Raw genomic sequence first — 22,029 nt, 5'->3', positions numbered from 1 at the left:
GGTCATGGGGGAGTGCTCGTACGAGACGCAAGCGCGGATCGGTGAGCTGTACGTCACCGAACCGGTCCAGCTGGGCTTCCTCGTCCGCGAGGACGAGCAGCGGCCCGGCGTGGGCGCGTTCGTCCGTGACGCCATCAAGGCGAACGCGGCGCGCCGGAGCTAGCACTGCTCCACGTGGGGGAGGAGTCCCACCGGGCGGGAGGGTGGCGGAGCGAACGCTTACAGTCGAGGGTATGCAGACTTGGTCATCGGTCGACGTGCCCCGCATCCCCGGCACCCCCCGCCCGCTGCGGCTCCACGACACGGCCACCGGGCAGATCCGCCCGACCGCGCCCGGCGCCACCGCCCGGATGTACGTCTGCGGCATCACGCCCTACGACGCGACACACCTCGGGCACGCCGCGACGTACCTCGCCTTCGACCTGGTGAACCGGATCTGGCGGGACAACGGGCACGACGTCCACTACGTGCAGAACGTGACGGACATCGACGAGCCGCTGCTGGAGCGGGCCCAGCGGGACCAGGACGACTGGGTCGTGCTGGGCATGCGTGAGACGGCGCTGTTCCGCGAGGACATGGTTGCCCTGCGGGTCCTCCCGCCGAAGCAGTTCGTCGGCGCGGTGGAGAGCATCCCGGAGATCGTCGAGGTGATCGCGAAGCTGCTGGCCAACGGCAGCGCGTACCGGGCCGACGACGCCGAGTTCCCGGACGTCTACTTCGACCACACGGCGACCGGCAGGTTCGGCTACGAGTCCAACTACGACGAGCCGACCATGAACAAGTTCTTCGCCGAGCGCGGCGGCGACCCCGACCGCGTCGGCAAGCGCCACCCGCTGGACGCGCTGCTGTGGCGGGTTGCCCGCGAGGGTGAGCCGTCGTGGGAGTCCGAGCTCGGCGCGGGCCGCCCGGGCTGGCACATCGAGTGCAGCGCGATCGCCGTCAACCGCCTCGGCCTCGGGTTCGACCTCCAGGGCGGCGGCTCCGACCTGATCTTCCCGCACCACGAGTACAGCGCGGCGCACGCCGAGGCCGTGGCCAAGGACGGCCAGTTCGCCCGCCACTACGTCCACGCGGGCATGATCGGCCTCGACGGCGAGAAGATGTCGAAGTCCCGCGGGAACCTGGTCTTCGTCTCGCGGCTGCGCGCCGACCAGGTCGACCCGGGCGCGATCCGGCTCGCGTTGTTCGCCGGCCACTACCGCGCCGACCGCGCGTGGACGGACTCCCTGCTCGCCGACGCCGAGACGCGGCTGGCACGCTGGCGCGAGGCCGTCTCGCTGGCCACCGGCCCGTCCGCCGAGGACACGATCACGCGGCTGCGCGACCACCTCTCCGACGACCTCGACACGCCGAAGGCCCTCGCGGCGATCGACGCGTGGGCGAACGAGGCCCTCCGCCGCGACGGCACCGACCCGACGGCCCCGGGCCTGATCCGCAGTGCGGTCGACGCCCTCCTCGGCATCACCCTCTGAAACGCCGTGAATGGCCCATTGAGGGACTTCAAGTCCCTCAATGGGCCATTCACGGACTTTGGCGGGTGTATAATGGCCTATACGGCGACGGGCTGGCCGTCGGCCAGTGCCAGGTGGTCGCCTGACCAGTCTCGGCGCAGCCAGCGGTCGTGAGACGCGATGACGACGGCGCCCGGCGCCGTGTCGAGCGCCGCGAACAGCTCTTCCGCCAGGGTCAGCGAAATGTGGTTCGTCGGCTCGTCCAGCAGCAGCACGTCCGGCGGTTCGGCGAGCAGGACCGCCAGCGCCAGCCGGCGGCGCTGGCCCACCGAAAGCACACCGACCGGCTGACCCAGGTCGCGGGACGCCAGCAGGCCGAGGCGGCTCAGCGGGGGAGCCTCTTCGCCGAGCGCGTCCCGGTACACCTGGTGCGCGGACCGCGCCGGGTCCGGGAACACGACGTCCTGCTCCAGCAGGCCGACCCGCACCCCGTGTCCGAAGTGGACCGTGCCGCCCGCGGGGGCCAGCTGTCCCGCGAGGACGGACAGCAACGTCGACTTGCCGGCGCCGTTGCCGCCGGTGACGAGCAGCCGCGCCGAGCCGTCGACGTCCAGTCGTGGCAGGTGCAGCCGTCCCGGCACGTCGAGGTCCCGCACCGAGATCGCCGGGCCGTCGCCCGCCGAGCGGCCGGTGAGCGACGCCCGGAACCGCAGCGGTGCCGGGGGTTTGCGCACCTGGTCGCGCTCCAGGTTCTGGAGCCGCTGCTCGGCGTCGCGCACCCGCCGCGAGATCGTCTTCTGGACGCGGGCGCCCTTGAAGTGGTGGATGAACTTGTCGTTGTCCCGCGGCGCCCGGCCGTAGGCGACGTTCCGCGCGGTGACGGCGACCGTCTCGCGCAGCTCCTTGAGCTCCTCCTGTTCTTCGGCGAAGCGCTGTTCCCAGCGGGCGCGCTCGGCCTTCTTGTGCCCGAGGTAGTCGCGGTAGCTGCCGCCGTACCGGACGGCGCCGCCGGCCTGGCGGTCGGCCGCGGCCGGGTCGAGGTCGACGATGTCCGTGCACACCGCGTCGAGGAAGACGCGGTCGTGCGACGACAGCACCACGATCCCGGTCAGCTCGGCGAGGTGGCGTTCCAGGAACTCCATCGCGGCGTCGTCGAGGTGGTTCGTCGGCTCGTCCAGCAGCAGGGTTTCCGGCCGCCGGATCAGCAGCGCGGCCAGTCCGAGCCGGGACCGCTGCCCGCCGGACATCGTGCCCAGCGGGCGGTCCGGCTCGATCCCGCCGAGGCCGAGCCCGTCGCAGACGAGCTTCGCGCGGCGGTCGGCGTCCCAGAGGTCGTGGGCCTGCGCCCACTCCAGGACCCGGCCATACTCGTCGAGCACGGCCGCGTCGTCGGGCCGCTCGGTCATCGCCGTGGTCAGCTCGTCGAGCCGGACCGTGGCGGCGCGGATCTCGGCGAGCGCGCCGTCGACGACGTCGGCGAACGTCGCGTCCATCGGATAAGGCAGTTCCTGCACCAGGAACCCGACGTCCGGGCCGCGAAGCACCTCGCCGGAGCGGGGTTCTTCGAGCCCGGCCAGCAGGCGCAGCAGGGTGGACTTGCCGGTGCCGTTCTCGCCGACCAGGCCGAGGCGTTGCCCGGCGGACGCGGTCAGCGAGACACCGTCGAGCACCACGCGGGTGCCGTAACCGAAGACGACGTCCTTGGCCTGCAAGGAAAAAACGAGAGTGGACATGCACGATCACCGAGCCCTGGCGAGAAGATGCGGAAATCCCGCCGGGCGTCGTGGCATGCGGGAGCGTCGGCTCGACCGGATGCCGCCTCGGAAGCGGGATGGGCGCGGTTCAGTTCCTCATAGTGGAGCCAGGTTAACGCAACGTCTGTAGAGTTAGTCAACTCGATATGACGTGGGTCACATCAGGCACGTGGGCGGCCGCCTGCTCGGCCGCGGTGGTCCCGTCGGTGAGGAACCCGAGCAGCGCGGTGAGCTGGCGCCGGTCCAGGCGGGCGAGCCGCTCGCCGACGAACCGGGCCATCGGCGCGTACAGCTCGGCGAGCTCGGCCATCCGGTCCGGCAGCGGCCGGACGACGAGCCGGCGCCGGTCGGCGGGATCGGGAGCGCGCTCGGCGAGGCGGTGCAGCTCCATCCGGTCGAGCAGCCGGGTGAACGCCCCGGTGGTCACGCCCAGCAGCCGGGCCAGCTCGGTCGGGGAGTCGCTGACGCCGCCGTGGAGCAGGTGCAGGCAGTGCAGCTCGGTGGGGGTGACGGCCATCCGCTCGGCGACCGCGGCGTGGAAGAGCGCGGTCGAACCCACGAACCGGGGGAGGGCGAGAGCGGCGGCGGTGGCGAGTTCGCGCTGGTCGGGCAACATCCATCCAAGGTGAGGTGACGACGCAGTCACTGCTTCGCGCAGCCACTGCCCGGCGAACGATAGCGGAACCGGTTGACAAACCCGCACGCGGGACCAACTATGAAAGAAGACTTTCGAAATAACTCTTTCAGGTTGGGGACCGATGGCCGAGCTGCCGCCGCGCAAGCGGATCGAGGACGTCGAACTGCTGCGGGCGCTGTCGCACCCGCTGCGGTCGGCGCTGCTGAACCACCTCACGGCCGTCGGCCCGCGCACCGCGAGCGAGTGCGCCGAGGCCGTCGGCTCGACCGCGTCCAACTGCAGCTGGCACCTGCGGCAGCTCGCGCAGTACGGCCTCGTCGAGCGATCCGACGCCGAAGACGGCCGGGAGCGGCCGTGGCGCGCCCGGCAGGTCGGGCTCGACATGGGGGAGCTGGCCGACGACCCGGCGCACCGGGCCGCGCAGCTCGGCATGGTCGGCGCGACGCTGGGCCACGAGCAGGAGCTGACCCAGCGGTACCTGGACTCGCTCGACAGCCTCGACCCGGCCTGGCGGGCGGCGGCCGGGCTGAGCACCTACACGCTGCGCGTCACGCCGGCGGAGCTGACCCGGCTGACCGAGGCGATCGACGCCCTGCTCCGCCCGTACGTCACCCCGATACGGACGGACACGCCCGCCGACGCCCGCTCGGTGCACGTCGGCCTGCGGGCGTTCCCGCGCATCGACCACACGGGAAAGGCGGAGGGATGAAACAGCTGCTGGGGGTACCCGCGTTCGCGCGGTTGTGGGTGGCCGCGTTCTTCGGCGAGACGGCCGAGTGGATGCTGCAGGTCGCGCTGCCGATCTACGTCTTCCAGCGCACCGGCTCCGCGGCGACGACCGCGTTGAGCATCGTGCTCGGCCTGCTGCCCGCGGTGCTGCTCAGCCCGGTCGCCGGGGTGGTCGCCGACCGCTGGAACCGGCGCGCGGTGCTGTTCGGCGTCTGCTGCGGGCTCGCCGTCGTGGCGCTCCCGCTGCTGGGCGAACCCGGTGTCGGGGTCGTGTACGCGGTGATGGCCGGGCAGGCGGCGCTCGCGTCGGTGTTCGAGCCCGCGCGCAACGCCCTGGTCCCGGAGCTGGTCGGCGTCGAGGAGGTCACCGGCGCGAACGGCCTGATGAGCGTCAACAGCAGCGTCGCCCGGCTGGCCGGGGGCTGGGCCGGTGGCGCGCTGCTGGGCTTCGGCGGGCTGGTGGACGTCATCACCGGGTACCTCGCCGTGCTGGCCGTCGCCGCGGCGTTGCTGGCGAAGCCGTTTCGCCGCGTCAGCGCCCCGGCACCCGTCGCGGCGCGCGAACCGGTGGTGCGGGCCTGGCTGGACGGGCTGCGGGAGCTGACCCGCAACCGGCGGTTGTGGCGGACCGGGCTCGCCCTGGCCTTCACGTCCCTGGCTCAGGGCATGTTCCTGGTGCTGTTCGTGGTGTACGTCCTGGACGTGCTCGGCGGCAGCGAGGCCGACGCGGGCCTGCTGCGGGGCGTTCAGGCGGTCGGTGGGCTGGCCGCCGGGTTCGCGTTGGCCACCGTGGCGCGCCGGGTGGCCCCGGCCGCGCTGCTCGGCTGGGGCGCGATCGCGCTGGGCCTGCTGTCGGCGCTGATCTGGAACCTGGCCCTGGCGACGACGGCGATGGGCGTCTACGTGGGCCTGTTCGCGCTGGTCGGTGCGCCCGGCGTGGTCGTCGGCGCCGGATCGCTCTCGGAGATCCAGAGCGCGGTGGCGCCGGAGCGGGCGGGCCGGGTGCTGAGCACGGCGTTCGCCGGCATGGCGACCTTCAGCACCGTGGGGGCGCTGCTGGCCGGGACGCTCGTCGCGGTCACCGGGCCCGCGGTGCTGCTCGACGTGCAGGCCGGCGTCTACGTCGTCGCCGGAGCACTGGTGCTCGTGCGGAAAACCCGCCGGATCCGCCGGATCCAGGATGTTCCCGTGAGCGCGGTGGCTACGGTGGAGGGGTGCCGCACCTCTTCGCCACCAGCGACCTCCACGTGACCCACGAGGGCAACGGCCCGATCCTCGACGCCGTCGTCCCCGAAACCCCGGAAGACTGGCTGCTCGTCGCCGGTGACGTCGCCGAGCGGGCGGAAGCCACGATCGGGACACTCAAGACGCTGCGCGAGCGGTTCGCGAAGGTCGTCTGGGTGCCGGGCAACCACGAGCTGTGGACCACGAAGAACGACGAATGCCAGCTGCGCGGCCAGGCGCGCTACGAGTACCTCGTCGACCAGTGCCGCGAGATCGGCGTGCTCACCCCCGAGGACGAGTTCCCGGTCTGGACGCACGGTCCGCGCCCGCTGACGATCGCCCCGCTGTTCCTGCTCTACGACTACAGCTGGCGGACCCCCGCCGCCGAGGGCAAGTCCCTGGAGGAGGCGCTGCGCCAGGCCCGCGAGGCCGGCGTCGTCTGCACCGACGAGTACTTCCTGTACCCGGACCCGTACCCGAGCCGCCAGGCGTGGTGCGAGGACCGCCTGAAGATCAGCACCGAGCGGCTCGACGCGATCCCCGGGGACCACGGCACGATCCTGATGTCGCACTGGCCGCTGCACCGGCACCCGACCGATCCGCTGTACTGGCCGGAGTTCGCCCTGTGGTGCGGCTCGACCAAGACCGAGGACTGGCACCTGCGCTACCGCGCCGAGATCGCCGTGTACGGCCACCTGCACATCCCGCGCACCACGGAAGCCGACGGTGTCCGCTTCGAAGAGGTCTCGCTGGGCTACCCGCGCGAGTGGCGCAAGCGGGCGCGGGGCGCGGTGCCGATGCGCCGCATCCTCTGGCCCTCCTGACCCACCCCAAACCGCACTTTCGCCGAGAAAGTGTTCCGGAGTTACGGCCTCCCGATCTGGGGTCACTCGAATGAGTCTGGCCGGTTCCGGCGCCGAGCGGGGTCCGGTCGGCGGCCCCTGTCCGGGTGCGCCGCGGCGGCTGCCTGATCCGGCGCGCGGGGGCGGCCGCGTGTCGGTTGCCGTCAGGACTCGGCGCGGCGGCGTTCCCGGAGTGCGCGGACCCGGCCGCGGCTGGCGCACGCCGGGGACGGGCACCAGCGGCGTCGCCCGCCCGGGTCGGCGAACACGCCCCGGCAGTCCTGCTCGGGACAGACCCGCAGGTCGGCACGCAGCGGCCCGGTGAGCCAGTCGGCCGCCTGGAGCGCGAGCCTGCTCAACGCGTCGGCCGCCGTCGCCGGGGCGCTGCGGTGGAGCCGGTCCAGCGCGGCCAGGTGCACCGGCTCGGCCCGGAAGAACACCGTCAGCGCCCGCACCTGATCCGCCCGCGGCGCGACACCGTCGACCGCGCCCAGCGCCAGTTCGCGTAGCGCCTCGCGCAGCCGGTGCGCCGCGTCGAGGTCGGCGCCGGTGACCCGGTCGAGCGGCGTCAGCCCGACCTGGGCGAGCCACTCGGCCAGCCGGTCCGTCGTCGGCATGCGCTCGACCGGGTTCGAGCCGAAGTGGCGGCCGCTCGTCGCGAGCAGGTCCAGCCAGGGAGCGCCGCTGTCGAAGCGGAAGGCGAGGTCGTCGGGCACCCTGGCAGTGTAACGGGTGAGGCGTTACAGTGGCGCCATGGCCGGGGAACCGCGGGTACGGACGGTGCTGGGTGACATCGACCCGGCCGAGCTGGGCGTCACGAACTCCCACGACCACCTCTTCTTCACCTCGAAACTACTGCCGGGCCAGGAGCTGGACGACCCGACCGCGGCGATCGAGGAGCTGGTGCACTTCAAGGCGGCCGGTGGGGCGGCGCTGGTGCAGTGGACGCCGTACGGCCTCACCCGCCGGACCCGCGAACTCGCCTGGATATCGCGGGAAACCGGGGTGCACCTGGTCGCGGCCACCGGCCTCCACCGGGCGGAGCACTACGCACCCGCGATCCTCCACCGCGTGGTCGACGACCTGGTGAAGGTGTTCGTCGCCGACCTGACCGAGGGCACCCAGCCCGCCGACCTGCCCGACGAGCCGCGCACCGGACCGCGCGCCGGGCTGATCAAGGTGGCCGGCGCCTTCCACGTGATCGACCCCCACGCCCGGCTGACCATGACCGCCGCCGCGGTGGCCCACCAGGAGACCGGCACGCCGATCGCGGTGCACCTCGAACTCGGGACCGCGGCCCTCGAGACGGTCCACCTGCTCTGCGACCAGCTCGATGTTTCGCCGGATCGGGTGATCCTCGGGCACCTCAACCGCAACCCGGACGTCCGGCTCCAGCGGGAGATCGCCGAGACCGGCGTGTTCCTCGGGTTCGACGGCCCGTCCCGGGGCAACCACGCCACCGACTGGCGGCTCTTCGACGGCCTGGAAGCGCTCGTCGAGGCGGGCCACGGCGGGCAGATCCTGCTGGGCGGCGACACCACGACGGCCGCGGCCCGGATGGTCACCGGCGGCGGCCCGGGCGCGCCCTACCTGCTCACGACGCTGGCACCGCGGCTCACGAAGCTGCTCGGCGGCGACGTCGTCACGGCCATGCTGGTGGCGAACCCCGCCCGGGCGTTCGCCACCAGCCGGCTCGCGTAGCTCAGCGGAGGCCGAAGCCCTCCTGGCCCCCGTTGCCGCCGCGGCCGCGGCGGCGCAGGTAGCGCTCGAACTCGGCGGCGATCTTGTCGCCGCTGACCTCTTCGGGCTCGACCTCGCTCTGCGCGTCGCCGCGCTCTTCGAGACCGCGGACGTACTCGCTGATCTCCTCGTCCTCGTCGGCCATCTCGCTGACCGTGCGCTGCCACTCCTCGGCCTGCTCCGGCAGCGCGCCCAGCGGGATCTCGACGTCGAGGATGTCCTCCAGCTTGTGCAGCAGCGCCAGCGTCGCCTTCGGGGACGGCGGGTGCGACACGTAGTGCGGCACCGCGGCCCAGATCGAGACGGCCGGGATGCCGGCCTGGACGCAGTAGTCCTGCAGGATCCCGACGATGCCGGTCGGGCCCTGGTAGTTGTTCAGGTCCAGCCCGTACAGGGACGCGGTGTCCTTGTCGTAAGCCGTCCCGGTGACCGGGACCGGCCGGGTGTGCGCGGTGTCGGCGAGCAGCGCGCCGAGCGTCACGACCGTGGCGACGTCCAGCTGCTGGATGTGTTCGAGCAGCTCGGCGCAGAAGGCGCGCCAGCGCATGTTCGGCTCGGGGCCCTGCACGAGCACCACGTCGCGGTCGAACCCGTCGGGGCGGCACACCGACAACGTCGTCGTCGGCCAGTCGACGCGGCGGGTGACGCCGTCGACCATCCGGACCGTGGGCCTGCTGACCTGGAAGTCGTAGTACTCGTCCGGTTCCAGCTCGGCCAGTGGTGTGGCGTCCCAGTTGAGCTGCAGGTGCTCGACGGCCCGGCTGGCCGCGTCACCTGCGTCGTTCCAGCCTTCGAAGGCGACCACCATCAAGGGCCGGGAGGGTTCGGGGCGGTCGCCAGGCGGCCGCGGGGTCTCGTCGACGGGCTCACTCACCGGACCAGCCTACGACCACCGGCCTTAGGCTGTTCAGCATGTCCGACCGCCTGTCGTCGCCGTTCCTCGACGCCCTGGCCGCCCGGGTGCTGGTGGCCGACGGGGCGATGGGCACGGCCCTGCAGGCCCACGACCTGAGCCTGGACGACTTCGCGGGCCTCGAAGGCTGCAACGAGGTCCTCAACGTCACCCGTCCGGACGTGGTGCGGTCGGTGCACCGCGGGTATCTGGCGGCCGGGGCGGACGCGGTCGAATCCAACACTTTCGGGGCGAATTTTGCCAACTTCGCCGAATACGACATCACCGAGCGCATCTTCGAACTGGCCGAGGCGGGCGCCCGGCTCGCCCGGGAGACGGCGGACGAGTTCGCGACGCCGGACCGGCCGCGGTTCGTGCTCGGCTCGGTCGGCCCGGGCACCAAGCTGCCGACGCTCGGGCACGCGCCGTTCACCACGCTGCGTGACGCCTACCGCGAGGAGGTCCGCGGCCTGCTGGCCGGCGGCGCGGACGCGGTGATCGTCGAGACCACCCAGGACATCCTGCAGACCAAGGCGGCGGTCATCGGCGCGCACCGGGCGATGGCCGGCGAGGGCAGGCGCGTGCCGATCCTGGCCTCGATCACCGTCGAGACCACCGGCACGATGCTGCTCGGCACCGAGGTCGGCGCCGCGCTGGCCGCGCTGGAACCGCTGGGCATCGACGTCATCGGGCTCAACTGCGCGACCGGCCCGGCCGAGATGAGCGAGCACCTGCGGCAGCTGGCCAAGCACGCGCGGATACCGCTGTCGGTGATGCCCAACGCCGGCCTGCCCGAGCTGGGCCCGGACGGCGCGGTCTACCCGCTGGGGCCGGAAGCCCTGGTCGAGGCGCTGACCGGGTTCGTGCGCGAGTTCGGCGTCGGCCTGGTCGGCGGCTGCTGCGGCACCACCGACGAGCACATCCGGCAGCTCGCCGCCGCCGTCGCGGGCACCGTCCCGGTCCCGCGGCGGCCGCGTCCCGAGCCGGGCGTGTCGTCGCTCTACCAGGCGATCCCGTTCCAGCAGGACGCCAGCGTGCTGATGATCGGCGAGCGGACCAACGCGAACGGCTCCCGGGCGTTCCGCACCGCGATGCTCGACGGCCGCTGGGACGACTGCGTCGAGATCGCCCGCGAGCAGACCCGCGACGGTGCCCACCTGCTCGACCTCTGCGTCGACTACGTCGGACGGGACGGCACGGCGGACATGGCCGAGCTGGCCGGGCGGCTGGCCACGGCCTCCACGCTGCCGATCATGCTCGACTCGACCGAGGTCCCGGTACTGCGGGCCGGCCTGGAACGCCTCGGGGGCCGGTGCGCGGTCAACTCCGTCAACTACGAGGACGGCGACGGCCCCGACTCGCGGTTCACCCAGGTCATGGCGCTGGTCAGCGAGTTCGGCGCGGCCGTCGTCGCGCTGACCATCGACGAAGTGGGCCAGGCCCGGACCGCCCGGACCAAGGCCGACATCGCGACGCGGCTGATCGAGGACATCACCGGCACCTGGGGGCTGCGGACCTCCGACGTCGTGATCGACGCCCTGACGTTCACCATCGCCACCGGCCAGGAGGAGTCGCGGCGCGACGGGATCGAGACGATCGAGGCGATCCGCGAGATCAAGCGCCGCCACCCCGACGTCCAGACCACCCTCGGCCTGTCGAACATCTCCTTCGGCCTCAACCCGGCCGCGCGGCAGGTGCTCAACTCGGTGTTCCTGCACGAGTGCGTCCAGGCCGGGCTGGACACCGCGATCGTGCACGCGTCGAAGATCCTGCCGATGGCCCGGATCCCGGACGACCAGCGCGCGGTGGCCCTCGACCTGGTCTACGACCGCCGTCGCGACGGTTACGACCCGCTGCAGGAGCTGATGGCGCTCTTCGAGGGCGTCAGCGCGGCGTCGTCGAAGGCGTCTCGGGCCGAGGAGCTGGCCGCGCTGCCGCTGTTCGAGCGGCTGGAACGCCGGATCGTCGACGGCGAGCGGAACGGTCTCACTGACGACCTCGACGCAGGCCTGGAGCAGCGGCCCGCCCTGGAGATCATCAACGACACCCTGCTGGCCGGGATGAAGACCGTCGGGGAGCTGTTCGGGTCCGGGCAGATGCAACTGCCGTTCGTGCTCCGGTCCGCCGAGGTGATGAAGGCGGCCGTCGCCCACCTGGAACCGCACCTGGAGACCGGCGACGACGCCGGCAAGGGCCGGATCGTGCTGGCCACCGTGCGCGGCGACGTGCACGACATCGGCAAGAACCTGGTCGACATCATCCTGTCCAACAACGGCTACGAGGTCGTCAACCTCGGCATCAAGCAGCCGATCACGACCATCCTCGACGCGGCGGCCGAGAACGGCGCCGACGCCATCGGGATGTCCGGGCTGCTGGTGAAGTCCACGGTCATCATGAAGGAGAACCTCCAGGAGATGAACTCCCGGGGCGTCTCCGCGCGGTGGCCGGTCCTGCTGGGCGGCGCCGCGCTGACCCGCTCCTACGTCGAGAACGACCTGAGCGAGCTCTACACCGGCGACGTCCGCTACGCGCGGGACGCCTTCGAGGGCCTGCGGCTGATGGACGCGATCATGGCCGCCAAGCGCGGCGAGACGTCCACTGTGGACGCCGAGGCGGCGGCGAAACGCCGGGAGCGCAAGGAACGGCGCGAACGCTCGCTGCGGATCGCCGAAGCGCGCAAAGGCCGCCAGACCGACGAGGGGCCGCCGCCCGCTCGTTCGGACGTCGCCACCGACGTCCCGCTGCCGGTGCCGCCGTTCTGGGGCAGCCGGGTCGTCAAGGGCATCCCGCTGGCCGAATACGCCGCGATGCTCGACGAGCGCGCGACGTTCATGGGGCAGTGGGGGCTCAAGGGTGCGCGCGGCGGCTCCGGGCCGACCTACGACGAGCTGGTCGAGTCCGAAGGCCGGCCGCGGCTGCGCTACTGGCTCGACCGGCTGACCGCCGGCGGCGTCCTGGCGCACGCGGCCGTCGTCTACGGCTACTTCCCGTGCGTGGCCGAGGGGGACGACCTGGTCGTGCTCACCGAGCCCGCGCCGGACGCGCCGGAGCGGCTGCGCTTCACGTTCCCGCGGCAGCGCCGTGACCGGCGGCTCTGCCTGGCCGACTTCTACCGCCCGCGGGAGTCGGGCGAGGTCGACGTCGTCCCGTTCACCGTCGTGACCATGGGCCGGCCGATCGCCGACCACGCCAACGAGCTGTTCGCCGCCGACGCCTACCGCGACTACCTCGAGGTGCACGGCCTCGGCGTCCAGCTGACCGAGGCGCTCGCCGAGTACTGGCACCGCCGCATCCGGCAGGAGCTGACCTTCCCCGGTGGTGTGGCGGTCGCCTCAGAGGACCCCGAGGACGTCGAGGAGTTCTTCAAGCTCGGCTACCGTGGAGCGAGGTTCTCCCTGGGCTATGGCGCCTGTCCCGATCTCGAGGACCGGGCGAAGATCGTCGCGCTCCTCGAACCGGGCCGCATCGGCGTCAAGCTGTCCGAGGAGTACCAGCTGCACCCCGAGCAGTCGACCGACGCGATCGTCTGCCACCACCCGGAAGCCAAATACTTCAACACCTAAGTCCTGGAGGGGATCCACTGTGGACGGTCTCGACGCCGTGTTGTTCGACATGGACGGAACACTGGTCGATTCCGAGAAGCTGTGGGACGTCGCGCTCTACGAGACGGCGGAAGCCCTCGGCGGCAAGCTGTCGGAAGAGACGCGGATGACGCTCGTCGGGTCCAACATGGACGACACCTCCGCGTGCCTGCTCGAGGTCGCCGGCCGCGAGGTGACACCGGAGTCGGTCGCCGAGACGGGGACGCTGATCCGACGCCGCACGGCCGGGCTGTTCGACGACGCGCTCCCATGGCGCCCCGGCGCTCGCGAGGTGCTGGCCGCGGTGCGCGCGGCGGGCCTGCGCTCGGCGCTGGTCACCTCCACCGAGCGCGACCTGACCGACCTGGCGCTCAACACGATCGGCCGCGAGTTCTTCGACGTCACGGTGTGCGGCGACGAGGTCGAGGGCCACAACAAGCCACACCCGCGCCCGTACCTCAAAGCCGCCGAACTGCTCGGTGTCGCGCCGGAACGTTGCGTCGCGGTCGAGGACTCACCGCCCGGGACGGCGTCGGCGGTGGCCGCGGGCTGCACGGTGCTGGTGATCCCGAACGACGTCGAGGTCGAGCCGGGGGAGCGGCGCGTCTTCCGTGACACGCTCGTCGGCGTCGACGTGCCGGCGCTGGCGGCCCTGCTGGGCTGAGCACGACCATGTCGCTTTTCCGCTAGCCCCGGCCGGCGGGCTCGGTGATGCTGGGGTGGTGCACGAAGACTTCGAGGGGTGCGTGCGGGCGGTCCTGAGCAAGGACGCCCGGTTCGACGGGTGGTTCTACACGGCCGTCGTCACGACCCGGATCTACTGCCGGCCGAGCTGCCCGGTGGTTCCGCCGAAACGGCGGAACATGCGGTTCTACCCCAGCGCCGCGGCCGCCCAGCAGGCCGGGTTCCGGGCGTGCAAGCGCTGCCGGCCGGACGCCAGCCCGGGCTCGCCGCTGTGGAACGAGCGCGCGGACCTGGTCGCGCGGGCGATGCGGCTGATCGCCGACGGCGTCGTCGACACCGAGGGCGTGCGGGGCCTGGCCGACCGGCTCGGCTACAGCGTCCGGCAGATCGAGCGCCAGGTGTTCGCGGAGCTGGGCGCCGGGCCGCTGGCGGTGGCGCGGGCCCAGCGCGCGCAGACCGCGCGGACGCTCATCGAGACGACCACCCTGCCGATGACGGAGCTGGCGCTCGCGGCCGGGTTCGGCAGCATCCGGACGTTCAACGACACCGTCCGGGCGGTGTTCGCCCTGTCCCCGACCGAGCTGCGCGCCCGCGCGAAGGGCAGGCCGACGATCGCCGCCGGGGCGGCGATCCCGCTGCGGCTGCCCTACCGCCGGCCGCTGTGCCCGGACAACCTGTTCGGGCACCTGGTGGCCACCGGCGTGCCGGGCGTGGAGGAATGGCGGGACGGCGCCTACCGCCGGACGCTGCGGCTGCCGCACGGCCACGGCGTCGTCGCGCTGCGGCCGGAGGACGGGCACATCGCCTGCCGGCTCACCCTGACCGACCTGCGTGACCTGCCCGCCGCCACGAGCCGCTGCCGCCGCCTGCTCGACCTGGACGCGGACCCGGTGGCCGTCGACGACCAGCTCGCCACCGATCCGCTGCTCGCCCCGCTGGTCGCGGCCGCGCCGGGCCGCCGGGTCCCGCGCACGGTCGACGGCGCCGAGTTCGCCGTGCGGGCGGTGCTGGGGCAGCAGGTGTCGACCGCCGCCGCGCGGACGCACGCCGCCCGGATCGTCGTCGCGCACGGCACCCCGGTCGAAGACCCCGAGGGCGGCTTGACGCACCTGTTCCCGTCACCCGAGGCGCTGGCCGAGCTCGACCCGGAGACGCTCGCCATGCCGCGCAGCCGCCGTCGCACGCTGCTGGCCCTGGTGGAGGCCCTGACCGGCGGCCTCGACCTCGGCGCGGGCAGCGACTGGGCCGGGACCCGGGCCGCGCTGAGCGCGTTGCCCGGCTTCGGTCCGTGGACCGTCGAGAGCATCGCGATGCGCGCGCTGGGCGACCCGGACGCGTTCCTGCCCACCGATCTCGGCATCAAGTACGCGGCGGAGACGCTCGGCCTCGGCGGCCAGGCCGCGATCGTCAGCCGCTCCGCGGCGTGGCGCCCGTGGCGCGCGTACGCCACCCAGCACCTGTGGGCCACCGGCGACCACGCCATCAACCGCATGCCCGCCGCCTGAGCCCCGTACGACAGGAGAATCATGCGTTCCCACGCTGTCGTGGACAGCCCGTTCGGCCCGCTCACGCTCGTCGCCCAGGGCGACGCGCTCTGCGGGCTGTACATGGTCCGGCAACGGCATCGTCCCGACGAAGTCACCTTCGGCGAGCCGGACCCGGGCGCCGGGATCTTCGCGCGCGCCGAGACCGAGCTGAAGGAGTACTTCGCCGGGCAGCGCCACGAGTTCTACGTGCCGCTGACGTTCGTCGGCACACCGTTCCAGCAGCTGGTCTGGGCCGAGCTGCGGAAGATCCCGTACGGCACCACGACTTCCTACGGCGAGCTGGCCGACCGGCTGGGCAAGCCGTCGGCGTCGCGCGCGGTCGGCCTGGCCAACGGCCGGAACCCGATCGGCATCATCGTGCCGTGCCACCGCGTGGTCGGGGCCAACGGTTCGCTGACCGGCTACGGCGGCGGCCTCGAGCGCAAGCGCCACCTGCTCGACTTCGAACAGGAGCACGAAACGCTCTTCTGACCTCGGCGGTTCCCACTCCTCGGGAGCCGACGTCCACGAAGGTGTGACATCGGCGGCACCCGCACCGGCCCGGGGCGGCACCGGCCCGGCCGGGGTGGAAGGATCTGCAGACCGTGAAGACCTTCGATGAGCTGTTCGCGGAGCTTGCCGAGCGCGCGCGTTCCCGTCCCGACGGGTCCGGCACCGTCGTCGCCCTCGACGCGGGAGTGCACGCCCAGGGCAAGAAGGTGCTGGAGGAAGCCGGCGAGGTGTGGATCGCCGCCGAGCACGAGTCCGACGACCGCCTCGCCGAGGAGATCTCCCAGCTGCTGTACCGGGTGCAGGTGCTGATGCTCGGCCGCGGCCTGTCGACCGAGGACGTCTACCGCTACCTGTGACGGTTGCTCGACGAACACTGCCCGCCGATTGAGGAGAGAAGCGAAATGCTGCGTGTTGCCGTGCCGAACAAGGGAGCCCTCGCCGCAGCGGCGACGGAGATGCTCGGCGAGGCGGGCTACCGGAAGCGGCATGAGCAGCGCGACCTGACCGTGCTGGACCCGGTCAACGAGGTCGAGTTCTTCTTCCTGCGCCCCAAGGACATCGCGATCTACGTCGGCTCCGGCGACCTGGACCTCGGCATCACCGGCCGCGACCTCGCGCTCGACTCCGGCGCGCCGGTCGAGGAGCTCCAGGCGCTCGGCTTCGGCGGCTCGACGTTCCGCTACGCCGCCCCGGCGGGCCAGGACTGGAAGCCGGCCGACCTGCAGGGCAAGCGGCTCGCGACGTCGTACCCGCGGCTGGTGCGCGACGACCTCGCACGCCACGGCGTCGAGGCCGAGGTGATCCGCCTCGACGGCGCGGTCGAGATCTCGATCCAGCTCGGGGTCGCGGACGCGATCGCGGACGTCGTCGAGTCCGGCCGGTCGCTGCGGCAGAACAACCTGGTGGCCTTCGGCGACCCGATCTGCGTGTCGGAAGCCGTGCTGCTGCAGCGGAAGGGCACCGAGCAGAGCAAGGCGAAGAGCCAGCTCGCGGCGCGCCTGCGCGGTGTCGTCTTCGCGCAGCAGTACCTGATGCTGGACTACGACTGCCCGCGGACGCTCGTCGAGCGCGCCATCGGCATCACGCCCGGCCTGGAGTCGCCGACGGTGGCGCCGCTCGCCGTCGACGACTGGGTGGCGGTACGCGCGATGGTGTCGCGCAAGGACGTCAACCGGGTCATGGACGAGCTCGCCGAGGTGGGCGCGAAGGCCATCCTGGCGTCCGACATCCGGTCCTGCCGCCTCTGAACCGGCCCGTTCGCGGGCGGGAAACCGCTTCCCGCCCGCGAACCGGTCAGCGAGGCCGGTGCGGTTTCTTCGGCAGCAGGTCGTAGAGGCCCTTGCGGGCGCCGTTGTCGTTGTTGTTGCGCGCCACCGCGACCTCGGAGATGAAGTCCTCGAAGACGAACTCCTCGTCGGCCGGCACCACCGCGGGCGCCGAGTTCTGCTCCAGGTAGCTGTCCAGCGTGCCGGCGATCTCGCGGAACGACAGGGCCTGCAGCGTTTCCGGCGCATAGGTCGTCACCGGGACGCCGTGCGCGGCCGCCTCGTTCATCACCACGCCCAGGGGCAGGTGCGACAGCATCGGGATGCCGAACTCGTACATCTCCTGCAGCGCCGCGGCCGCGTAGTGCGAGATCGGCCGCCGGTAGAGGCTCGGGACCAGCCCGAACCACGAGAGCGGCTGCCGTCCGACGGTCTGCTCGACGTAGCGCACCTGGTCCGCGAGCAGCCGCAGCGCGCGGATGGACGTCTTGTCCGGCTGCACCGGGACCAGTATCCCGTGCGACGCCGCCAGGGCGTTGTTCGTCAGCACGTCGAGCGCCGGCGGGCAGTCGATGACGCAGTGGTCGTAGTTGGCGAATTGGATGACCCGGGCCAGCTGCCAGCCGGGCACGCGGAACGAGTCGAGCCGCCGGATCAGGTCGAACATCCCCGGCGAGGTCGGGATGACGTCGAGCGCGCCGCCACGGCCGAGGTTGCTGCGCGGGTGCGGCACGACGAGGTCTTCGATCGGCCCCTTCCACGTCTTGGCCAGGGCCTTCGCCAGGGTCGGCGCGTCCCCGCGGACCTCGGCCAGGCCGAGCATCTCGGTCGTCGCGTGTCCCTGCGGGTCGAGGTCGACCAGCAGCACCCGCCGGCCGCGCTCGGCCAAGGCCGCCGCGGTGCCGACGCTCAGCGAGGTCTTGCCGACCCCGCCCTTCTGGTTGACCACCGAGGTGATCTGCATGCCGGAGCGCTCCTCATGTCGGTCGTTCCGCGAAGGTTATTGGATGCGGGCCCGTTGTGGGTGGCTATCCGCCCCCGGCCTGTCGCGGGCGCACCATCAGCGCCTGCGCGCCGGTGGCCACCGGGCCGTCGGCGTCGTGCAGGATGCTCGTCGCCGTGCCGACGCCGTGCTTGCCGACCAGCGTGACGGCGTCGAGGCCGATCCACTCGCCCGCGGGCGGCCGGCGCAGGTGCACGGTGAGCTCGGAGTTGATGAACCACCACTTCCGCGGGTCGAGGTAGTTGGACACGCCGTTGCCGGAGTCGGCGACCGCGAACAGCCGCTGCAGCCCGCTCGGCTCCTCGCCGTCGACCAGCGGGACGCGCTGGCGGGCCCACACCGCGGCCGGGCCGGGCACGTCCATGGCGCCGCGGACCGCGCGCCACTCCAGCGCGTCGAGGTAGCCGCCGTTCCAGCCCTCCGGCCACGCCGACTCCGTCACGGTGTCCGGCGCCGGCATCAGCGGGCCGCCGTCGGTGCTCACCTCCGCGGTGTCCGACGTCGCGATGCGCCACGCCGAGGCCCGCGCGACGACCCGCTCGGCCGAGGCCAGCTCGGCCTGCAGCAGCTCGACCGACCGGCCGGGCCGCTCGACCCGGGCGCGGACCATCAGCTCGGCGACCGGCGCCGGGCCGAGGATCTCCACGGTCACCCGCGCGAGTTCGGCCGGGTGCTGCTGTTCGACGTTTTCGAGCGCCCGGACCAGCAGCGCCGACGGCGGCCCGAAGTGCTGGGAGTCCGGGGACCACGGCCCGGCCGTGTGCGCGGTGGCGGAGTACCGGCCCTCGCCGAGGGGGACGAAGAACGCGTCGGCCATCAGTCGGCCCGGTCCAGCGGCGTCTCCTCGCCCGCGTCGGGCTCCGGCCAGCCGGGGTACGCCGGCGGTGTGCCGCCGTACTCGGGGCAGTGCGCCTGGTGGTCGCACCAATTGCACAGCTTGCTCTTGCTGGGCCGGAAGTCGCCGGTCTTGCCCGCCTTGAGGATGGCCTGCCAGATGGCTTCCAGCGTCCGCTCGAAGCGGATCAGCTCGGCTTCGTCCGGCGTGTAGGCCAGCGACTGGCCGTCGGTCAGGTACATCAGCTTCAGCTGCCGCGGCACGATCCCGCGCAGCCGCCACAGCACCACGGCGTAGAACTTCATCTGGAACATCGCCTTGGCCTCGCCGATCTCGCGCGGCGCGGCCCCGGTCTTGTAGTCGACGACCCGGATCTCGCCGGTCGGCGCGACGTCGACCCGGTCGATGTAGCCGCGCAGCAGCACACCCGAGCCGAGCTCGATCTCGACGTGCAGCTCGCAGGCCTCCGGTTCGAGCCGCCGCGGGTCTTCCAGCCCGAAGTAGGCGTCCAGCAGCTTTTCGGCCGAGCGCAGCCATTCCGCGTGGTCGTCCGGTTTCTCGGCGTCGAACAGCTCGGTCCACTCCGGACGGTCGGCGGACAGCTCCGTCCACGCCGGGCCCAGCAGCTCACGCGCCTTCGGCGGCACCCGTTCGCCCGCGGGCAGCGCGAAGAGCCGTTCGAGTACCGAGTGGACGAGCGTGCCGCGCAGCTGGGCCTTGGTCGGCACCTCCGGCAGCCGGTCGACCGCGCGGAACCGGTAGAGCAGCGGGCACTGCTTGAAGTCACTGGCCCGGGACGGCGACAGGGCGGGCCGCCGCCGCACCTGCGTGGCGACGGCGGAGTCCGCGGCTTGCACGGGGACGAGCGGGTCCGTGGTGACGGTGTCGGCGTCGGGCATGGGCAGAGCGTAACGCCGGGGTACGACAGTTCCGGCGACCGCAACGCCCGGACGGTGATCCCGGTGTACACGGAAGGCCGGCCCCCGTGCCCTGGCCGGTCGGCCGGCGCGCTTGACGGATCGGCTCCTGCGCGACGGCGATCGGCGGCGTGCCCGGAGAGCCGGCCGGCGTACCTGAACAGCGAACACACGTACCTGAACGGCGAACACGCGTACCTGGACGGACGACACGACGCCGGTGGCCGTGTCGTCCGTCCATGTACGCGTGTCGTCCTCTTGGGTACGCGTGTCGTCCGCCTGGGTACGCGTATCGTCCGATTCGGGGTGAGTACTGACACGACCCGGTCGCGGGCGGGGGCGGATCACCCGCTCCTGACACCCGGGGCTCTAGGCTCTCCGGCATGGCCGCGACCAGTGAGCAGGGCACCGGGGGCTCCCGGCAGGCCGTCCTCGGGGACGGCGGCGGCCTCGTGCTGTTCCGCGTCGCCGGTGTCCCGGTGCTGCTGGCGCCGTCGTGGTGGATCGGCTCGCTGATCGTCGTCGTCCTGTACGCGCCGCTGGTCGGGCGGCTGCTCCCGGACGTCTCGCCGGTGATGTCGTGGCTGCTCGCCGCGGCGTTCGCGCTGCTGCTGGGGTTGTCCGTGCTCCTCCACGAGCTCGGCCACTGCCTGGTCGCGCTGCGCCTGGGCATCCCGGTCCGGCGGCTGCGGCTGTTCCTCCTGGGCGGGCTGTCCGAAGTCGCCCGCACGCCGAAACGGCCCGGTGACGAAGGTCTGGTCGCCGCGGCGGGCCCGGCGGTGTCGCTCGTGCTGGGCGGGTTCTGCGGGCTGCTGATGTTCGCCGTGCCCTCCGGCGGCGCGGTGTGGCTGCTGGTCGCCGAATGCGCGGTGGCGAACCTCGCGGTCGGCGTGTTCAACCTCCTGCCCGGCCTGCCGCTGGACGGCGGGCGGCTGGTCCGCGCCGGTGTCTGGGCGGCCACCGGCGTCCGTGCCAAGGGCACCCGCGCCGCGGTGGGCGGCGGCGCGGTGGTGGCCGCGGGGCTGCTCGTGTGGGCGCTGTGGGGCCTGGCGACCGACAGTCCCGACCGCTGGCTGCGGCTGGGCGTCTGCGTCGTCACGGCGTGGTTCGTGATCCTGGGCGCGCGGTCCGAACTGGCCGCCGAACGGCGTCGCGGCTGGCCCGAGGGCCTGGTGCTGGGCGAGCTGATCCGGCCGGTGCTGCAGCTTCCGGCGGAGAGCCCGGTGTCGGACGCGCTGGCCGCGTCGGCGGGCCGGGGTGTGGTGCTGGTCCGCGCGGACGGCGTCGCGGCCGGGCTGCTGGACGAAGGCGCGGCGGAGCGGCTGGCGAGCACCTCGCCGCACGCGCCGGCCGAGCTGGCGGCCGAGCCGATCCGGGCCGAGGCGGTGCTGCTGGCCTCCGAACCGGGGGAGGAGATCGTCGAGCGGGTCCGCGAGACCCCGGCGTGGCAGTTCCTCGTGGTCGACGACGAGGGCCGCCCCGCGGGCGTGCTGCGCCGGGACGACCTGCGGGCCGCCCTGAACCGCCGCACCCGCTGAGGTCACGACCCGGACGGCCTGCGAAGATCTGTCGTCGGTCGTTTCCGGGGTTCTGGAGGAAGTGTTGTCGGTCAGCGGACCGTTTCGTGCGGGTGATCGGGTTCAGTTGACCGACTCGAAGGGGCGGCACTACACCCTGACGCTGGCCGACGGCGGTGAGTACCACACGCACCGCGGCGGTCTCGCCCACGACGACCTCATCGGCCGTCCCGAGGGGTCGGTGGTCACCTCGGCGGGCGGCTCGACCTACCTCGCGCTGCGGCCGCTGCTGCCGGACTACGTGCTGTCCATGCCCCGCGGTGCCCAGGTGATCTACCCGAAGGACGCCGCCCAGATCGTCATGTGGGGCGACATCTTCCCGGGCGCGCGGGTGCTCGAGGCCGGCGCCGGTTCGGGCGCGCTGACGTGTTCGCTGCTGCGCGCGGTCGGCTCCACCGGGCACGTGAGCTCGTACGAGATCCGCGACGACCACGCGGTGCACGCCGAGCACAACGTCGTGAAGTTCTTCGGCGAGAAGCCGGCCAACTGGTCGCTCACGGTCGCGGACCTGGCCACCCACGAGGGCGAGGTCGACCGGGTCGTGCTCGACATGCTGGCCCCGTGGGACCAGCTCCCGAACGTCGCCGCCCACCTGGTGCCGGGCGGCGTGCTGACGGTCTACGTCGCGACGGTCACGCAGCTGTCCCGCGTCACGGAGTCGCTGCGCGAGCAGCAGTGCTGGACCGAGCCGGAGTCCTGGGAGACGCTGATGCGCCCCTGGCACGTGGTCGGCCTGGCGGTCCGCCCCGACCACCGCATGGTGGCCCACACGGCGTTCCTGCTGACGGCGCGGCGCCTGGCCGACGGCACGGTGTCCCCGCGCGTGTCGCGGCGGCCCGCCAAGGGCAAGGGCTGACGT

Annotated in this window: 20 protein-coding genes; 13 read left to right on the top strand and 7 right to left on the bottom strand. The window is 72.6% G+C overall.

Going from position 1 to position 22,029, the window contains the following annotated elements:
• Positions 1-233 precede the first annotated feature (233 nt).
• On the top strand, positions 234-1,472 hold the full coding sequence (gene mshC, locus ACGFMK_RS33845) for a cysteine--1-D-myo-inosityl 2-amino-2-deoxy-alpha-D-glucopyranoside ligase (protein WP_392771976.1): 1,239 nt from the start codon (positions 234-236) through the stop codon (positions 1,470-1,472).
• A 77-nt stretch (positions 1,473-1,549) separates the two neighbouring features.
• Here mshC and ACGFMK_RS33840 read toward each other — a convergent pair whose 3' ends face one another.
• Together ACGFMK_RS33840 and ACGFMK_RS33835 are read right to left on the bottom strand one after the other, a co-directional pair.
• Positions 1,550-3,184: an ABC-F family ATP-binding cassette domain-containing protein gene (locus tag ACGFMK_RS33840; RefSeq protein ID WP_392771974.1), complete on the bottom strand. Its 1,635-nt coding sequence runs from the start codon at positions 3,182-3,184 to the stop codon at positions 1,550-1,552.
• Between the two features lie 157 nt (positions 3,185-3,341).
• Positions 3,342-3,818, bottom strand: a complete 477-nt coding sequence (locus ACGFMK_RS33835) for a MarR family transcriptional regulator (protein WP_323328876.1) — start codon at positions 3,816-3,818, stop codon at positions 3,342-3,344.
• Between the two features lie 145 nt (positions 3,819-3,963).
• On the opposite strand from ACGFMK_RS33835, the gene ACGFMK_RS33830 reads away from it, so the two are divergent.
• From ACGFMK_RS33830 to ACGFMK_RS33820, 3 genes are read left to right on the top strand one after another with little or no spacing between them, the layout of a single operon-like run.
• The gene (locus tag ACGFMK_RS33830; protein ID WP_392771971.1) at positions 3,964-4,551 is read left to right on the top strand and encodes an ArsR/SmtB family transcription factor; all 588 of its coding nucleotides are present in this window, start codon (positions 3,964-3,966) and stop codon (positions 4,549-4,551) included.
• Entirely contained in the window at positions 4,548-5,822 is a 1,275-nt protein-coding gene (locus ACGFMK_RS33825; protein WP_392771968.1) for an MFS transporter, read from the top strand. Before ACGFMK_RS33830 ends, ACGFMK_RS33825 begins: the two co-directional genes overlap by 4 nt.
• Positions 5,786-6,619, top strand: coding sequence for a metallophosphoesterase family protein (locus tag ACGFMK_RS33820; protein ID WP_392771965.1), 834 nt, complete (start codon positions 5,786-5,788; stop codon positions 6,617-6,619). The genes ACGFMK_RS33825 and ACGFMK_RS33820 overlap by 37 nt, the downstream gene beginning before the upstream one ends.
• 182 nt (positions 6,620-6,801) lie before the next feature.
• Here ACGFMK_RS33820 and ACGFMK_RS33815 read toward each other — a convergent pair whose 3' ends face one another.
• Complete coding sequence (locus ACGFMK_RS33815; RefSeq protein ID WP_392771963.1) at positions 6,802-7,353, bottom strand: CGNR zinc finger domain-containing protein; 552 nt, start codon at positions 7,351-7,353, stop codon at positions 6,802-6,804.
• Between the two features lie 37 nt (positions 7,354-7,390).
• Here ACGFMK_RS33815 and ACGFMK_RS33810 point away from each other — a divergent pair, with 37 nt between their 5' ends.
• Positions 7,391-8,338, top strand: coding sequence for a phosphotriesterase (locus tag ACGFMK_RS33810; RefSeq protein WP_392771960.1), 948 nt, complete (start codon positions 7,391-7,393; stop codon positions 8,336-8,338).
• A 1-nt stretch (position 8,339) separates the two neighbouring features.
• On the opposite strand, the gene ACGFMK_RS33805 is transcribed toward ACGFMK_RS33810, so the two are convergent.
• A complete protein-coding gene (locus ACGFMK_RS33805) occupies positions 8,340-9,251 on the bottom strand; it encodes a PAC2 family protein (RefSeq protein ID WP_392771957.1) in 912 nt (303 codons plus the stop codon).
• Positions 9,252-9,289: 38 nt separating this feature from the next.
• Here ACGFMK_RS33805 and metH point away from each other — a divergent pair, with 38 nt between their 5' ends.
• The 6 genes from metH (at position 9,290) to hisG (ending at position 16,820) form a co-directional block, all read left to right on the top strand.
• A complete protein-coding gene (gene metH / locus ACGFMK_RS33800; protein WP_392771954.1) occupies positions 9,290-12,832 on the top strand; it encodes a methionine synthase in 3,543 nt (1,180 codons plus the stop codon).
• 49 nt (positions 12,833-12,881) lie between these two features.
• Positions 12,882-13,514: an HAD family hydrolase gene (locus ACGFMK_RS33795; protein WP_392771981.1), complete on the top strand. Its 633-nt coding sequence runs from the start codon at positions 12,882-12,884 to the stop codon at positions 13,512-13,514.
• Positions 13,515-13,572: 58 nt separating this feature from the next.
• Complete coding sequence (locus tag ACGFMK_RS33790) at positions 13,573-15,039, top strand: AlkA N-terminal domain-containing protein (protein WP_392771952.1); 1,467 nt, start codon at positions 13,573-13,575, stop codon at positions 15,037-15,039.
• Between the two features lie 21 nt (positions 15,040-15,060).
• Positions 15,061-15,552, top strand: a complete 492-nt coding sequence (locus tag ACGFMK_RS33785; RefSeq protein WP_392771950.1) for a methylated-DNA--[protein]-cysteine S-methyltransferase — start codon at positions 15,061-15,063, stop codon at positions 15,550-15,552.
• Between the two features lie 113 nt (positions 15,553-15,665).
• The gene (locus tag ACGFMK_RS33780) at positions 15,666-15,929 is read left to right on the top strand and encodes a phosphoribosyl-ATP diphosphatase (protein WP_247023247.1); all 264 of its coding nucleotides are present in this window, start codon (positions 15,666-15,668) and stop codon (positions 15,927-15,929) included.
• 45 nt (positions 15,930-15,974) lie between these two features.
• On the top strand, positions 15,975-16,820 hold the full coding sequence (gene hisG, locus ACGFMK_RS33775) for an ATP phosphoribosyltransferase (protein WP_392771947.1): 846 nt from the start codon (positions 15,975-15,977) through the stop codon (positions 16,818-16,820).
• 46 nt (positions 16,821-16,866) lie between these two features.
• Here the strand turns inward: hisG and ACGFMK_RS33770 are convergent, their stop codons facing one another.
• The 3 genes from ACGFMK_RS33770 to ACGFMK_RS33760 all read right to left on the bottom strand — a co-directional run bounded on the left by ACGFMK_RS33770 (position 16,867) and on the right by ACGFMK_RS33760 (position 19,575).
• A complete protein-coding gene (locus ACGFMK_RS33770; protein ID WP_392771944.1) occupies positions 16,867-17,802 on the bottom strand; it encodes a ParA family protein in 936 nt (311 codons plus the stop codon).
• Between the two features lie 64 nt (positions 17,803-17,866).
• On the bottom strand, positions 17,867-18,658 hold the full coding sequence (locus tag ACGFMK_RS33765) for a thioesterase family protein (RefSeq protein ID WP_392771941.1): 792 nt from the start codon (positions 18,656-18,658) through the stop codon (positions 17,867-17,869).
• On the bottom strand, positions 18,658-19,575 hold the full coding sequence (locus ACGFMK_RS33760) for a RecB family exonuclease (RefSeq protein ID WP_392771939.1): 918 nt from the start codon (positions 19,573-19,575) through the stop codon (positions 18,658-18,660). The genes ACGFMK_RS33765 and ACGFMK_RS33760 overlap by 1 nt, the downstream gene beginning before the upstream one ends.
• Positions 19,576-19,976: 401 nt before the next feature.
• On the opposite strand from ACGFMK_RS33760, the gene ACGFMK_RS33755 reads away from it, so the two are divergent.
• Both ACGFMK_RS33755 and ACGFMK_RS33750 read left to right on the top strand, forming a co-directional pair.
• On the top strand, positions 19,977-21,131 hold the full coding sequence (locus ACGFMK_RS33755; RefSeq protein ID WP_392771937.1) for a site-2 protease family protein: 1,155 nt from the start codon (positions 19,977-19,979) through the stop codon (positions 21,129-21,131).
• A gap of 64 nt (positions 21,132-21,195) precedes the next feature.
• Positions 21,196-22,026, top strand: coding sequence for a tRNA (adenine-N1)-methyltransferase (locus ACGFMK_RS33750; protein ID WP_392771934.1), 831 nt, complete (start codon positions 21,196-21,198; stop codon positions 22,024-22,026).
• Positions 22,027-22,029 lie beyond the last annotated feature (3 nt).

This window comes from Amycolatopsis sp. NPDC049252 (genome assembly GCF_043197175.1).
Lineage (GTDB): Bacteria > Actinomycetota > Actinomycetes > Mycobacteriales > Pseudonocardiaceae > Amycolatopsis.
This window is presented reverse-complemented; position numbering and strand designations above follow the sequence as displayed.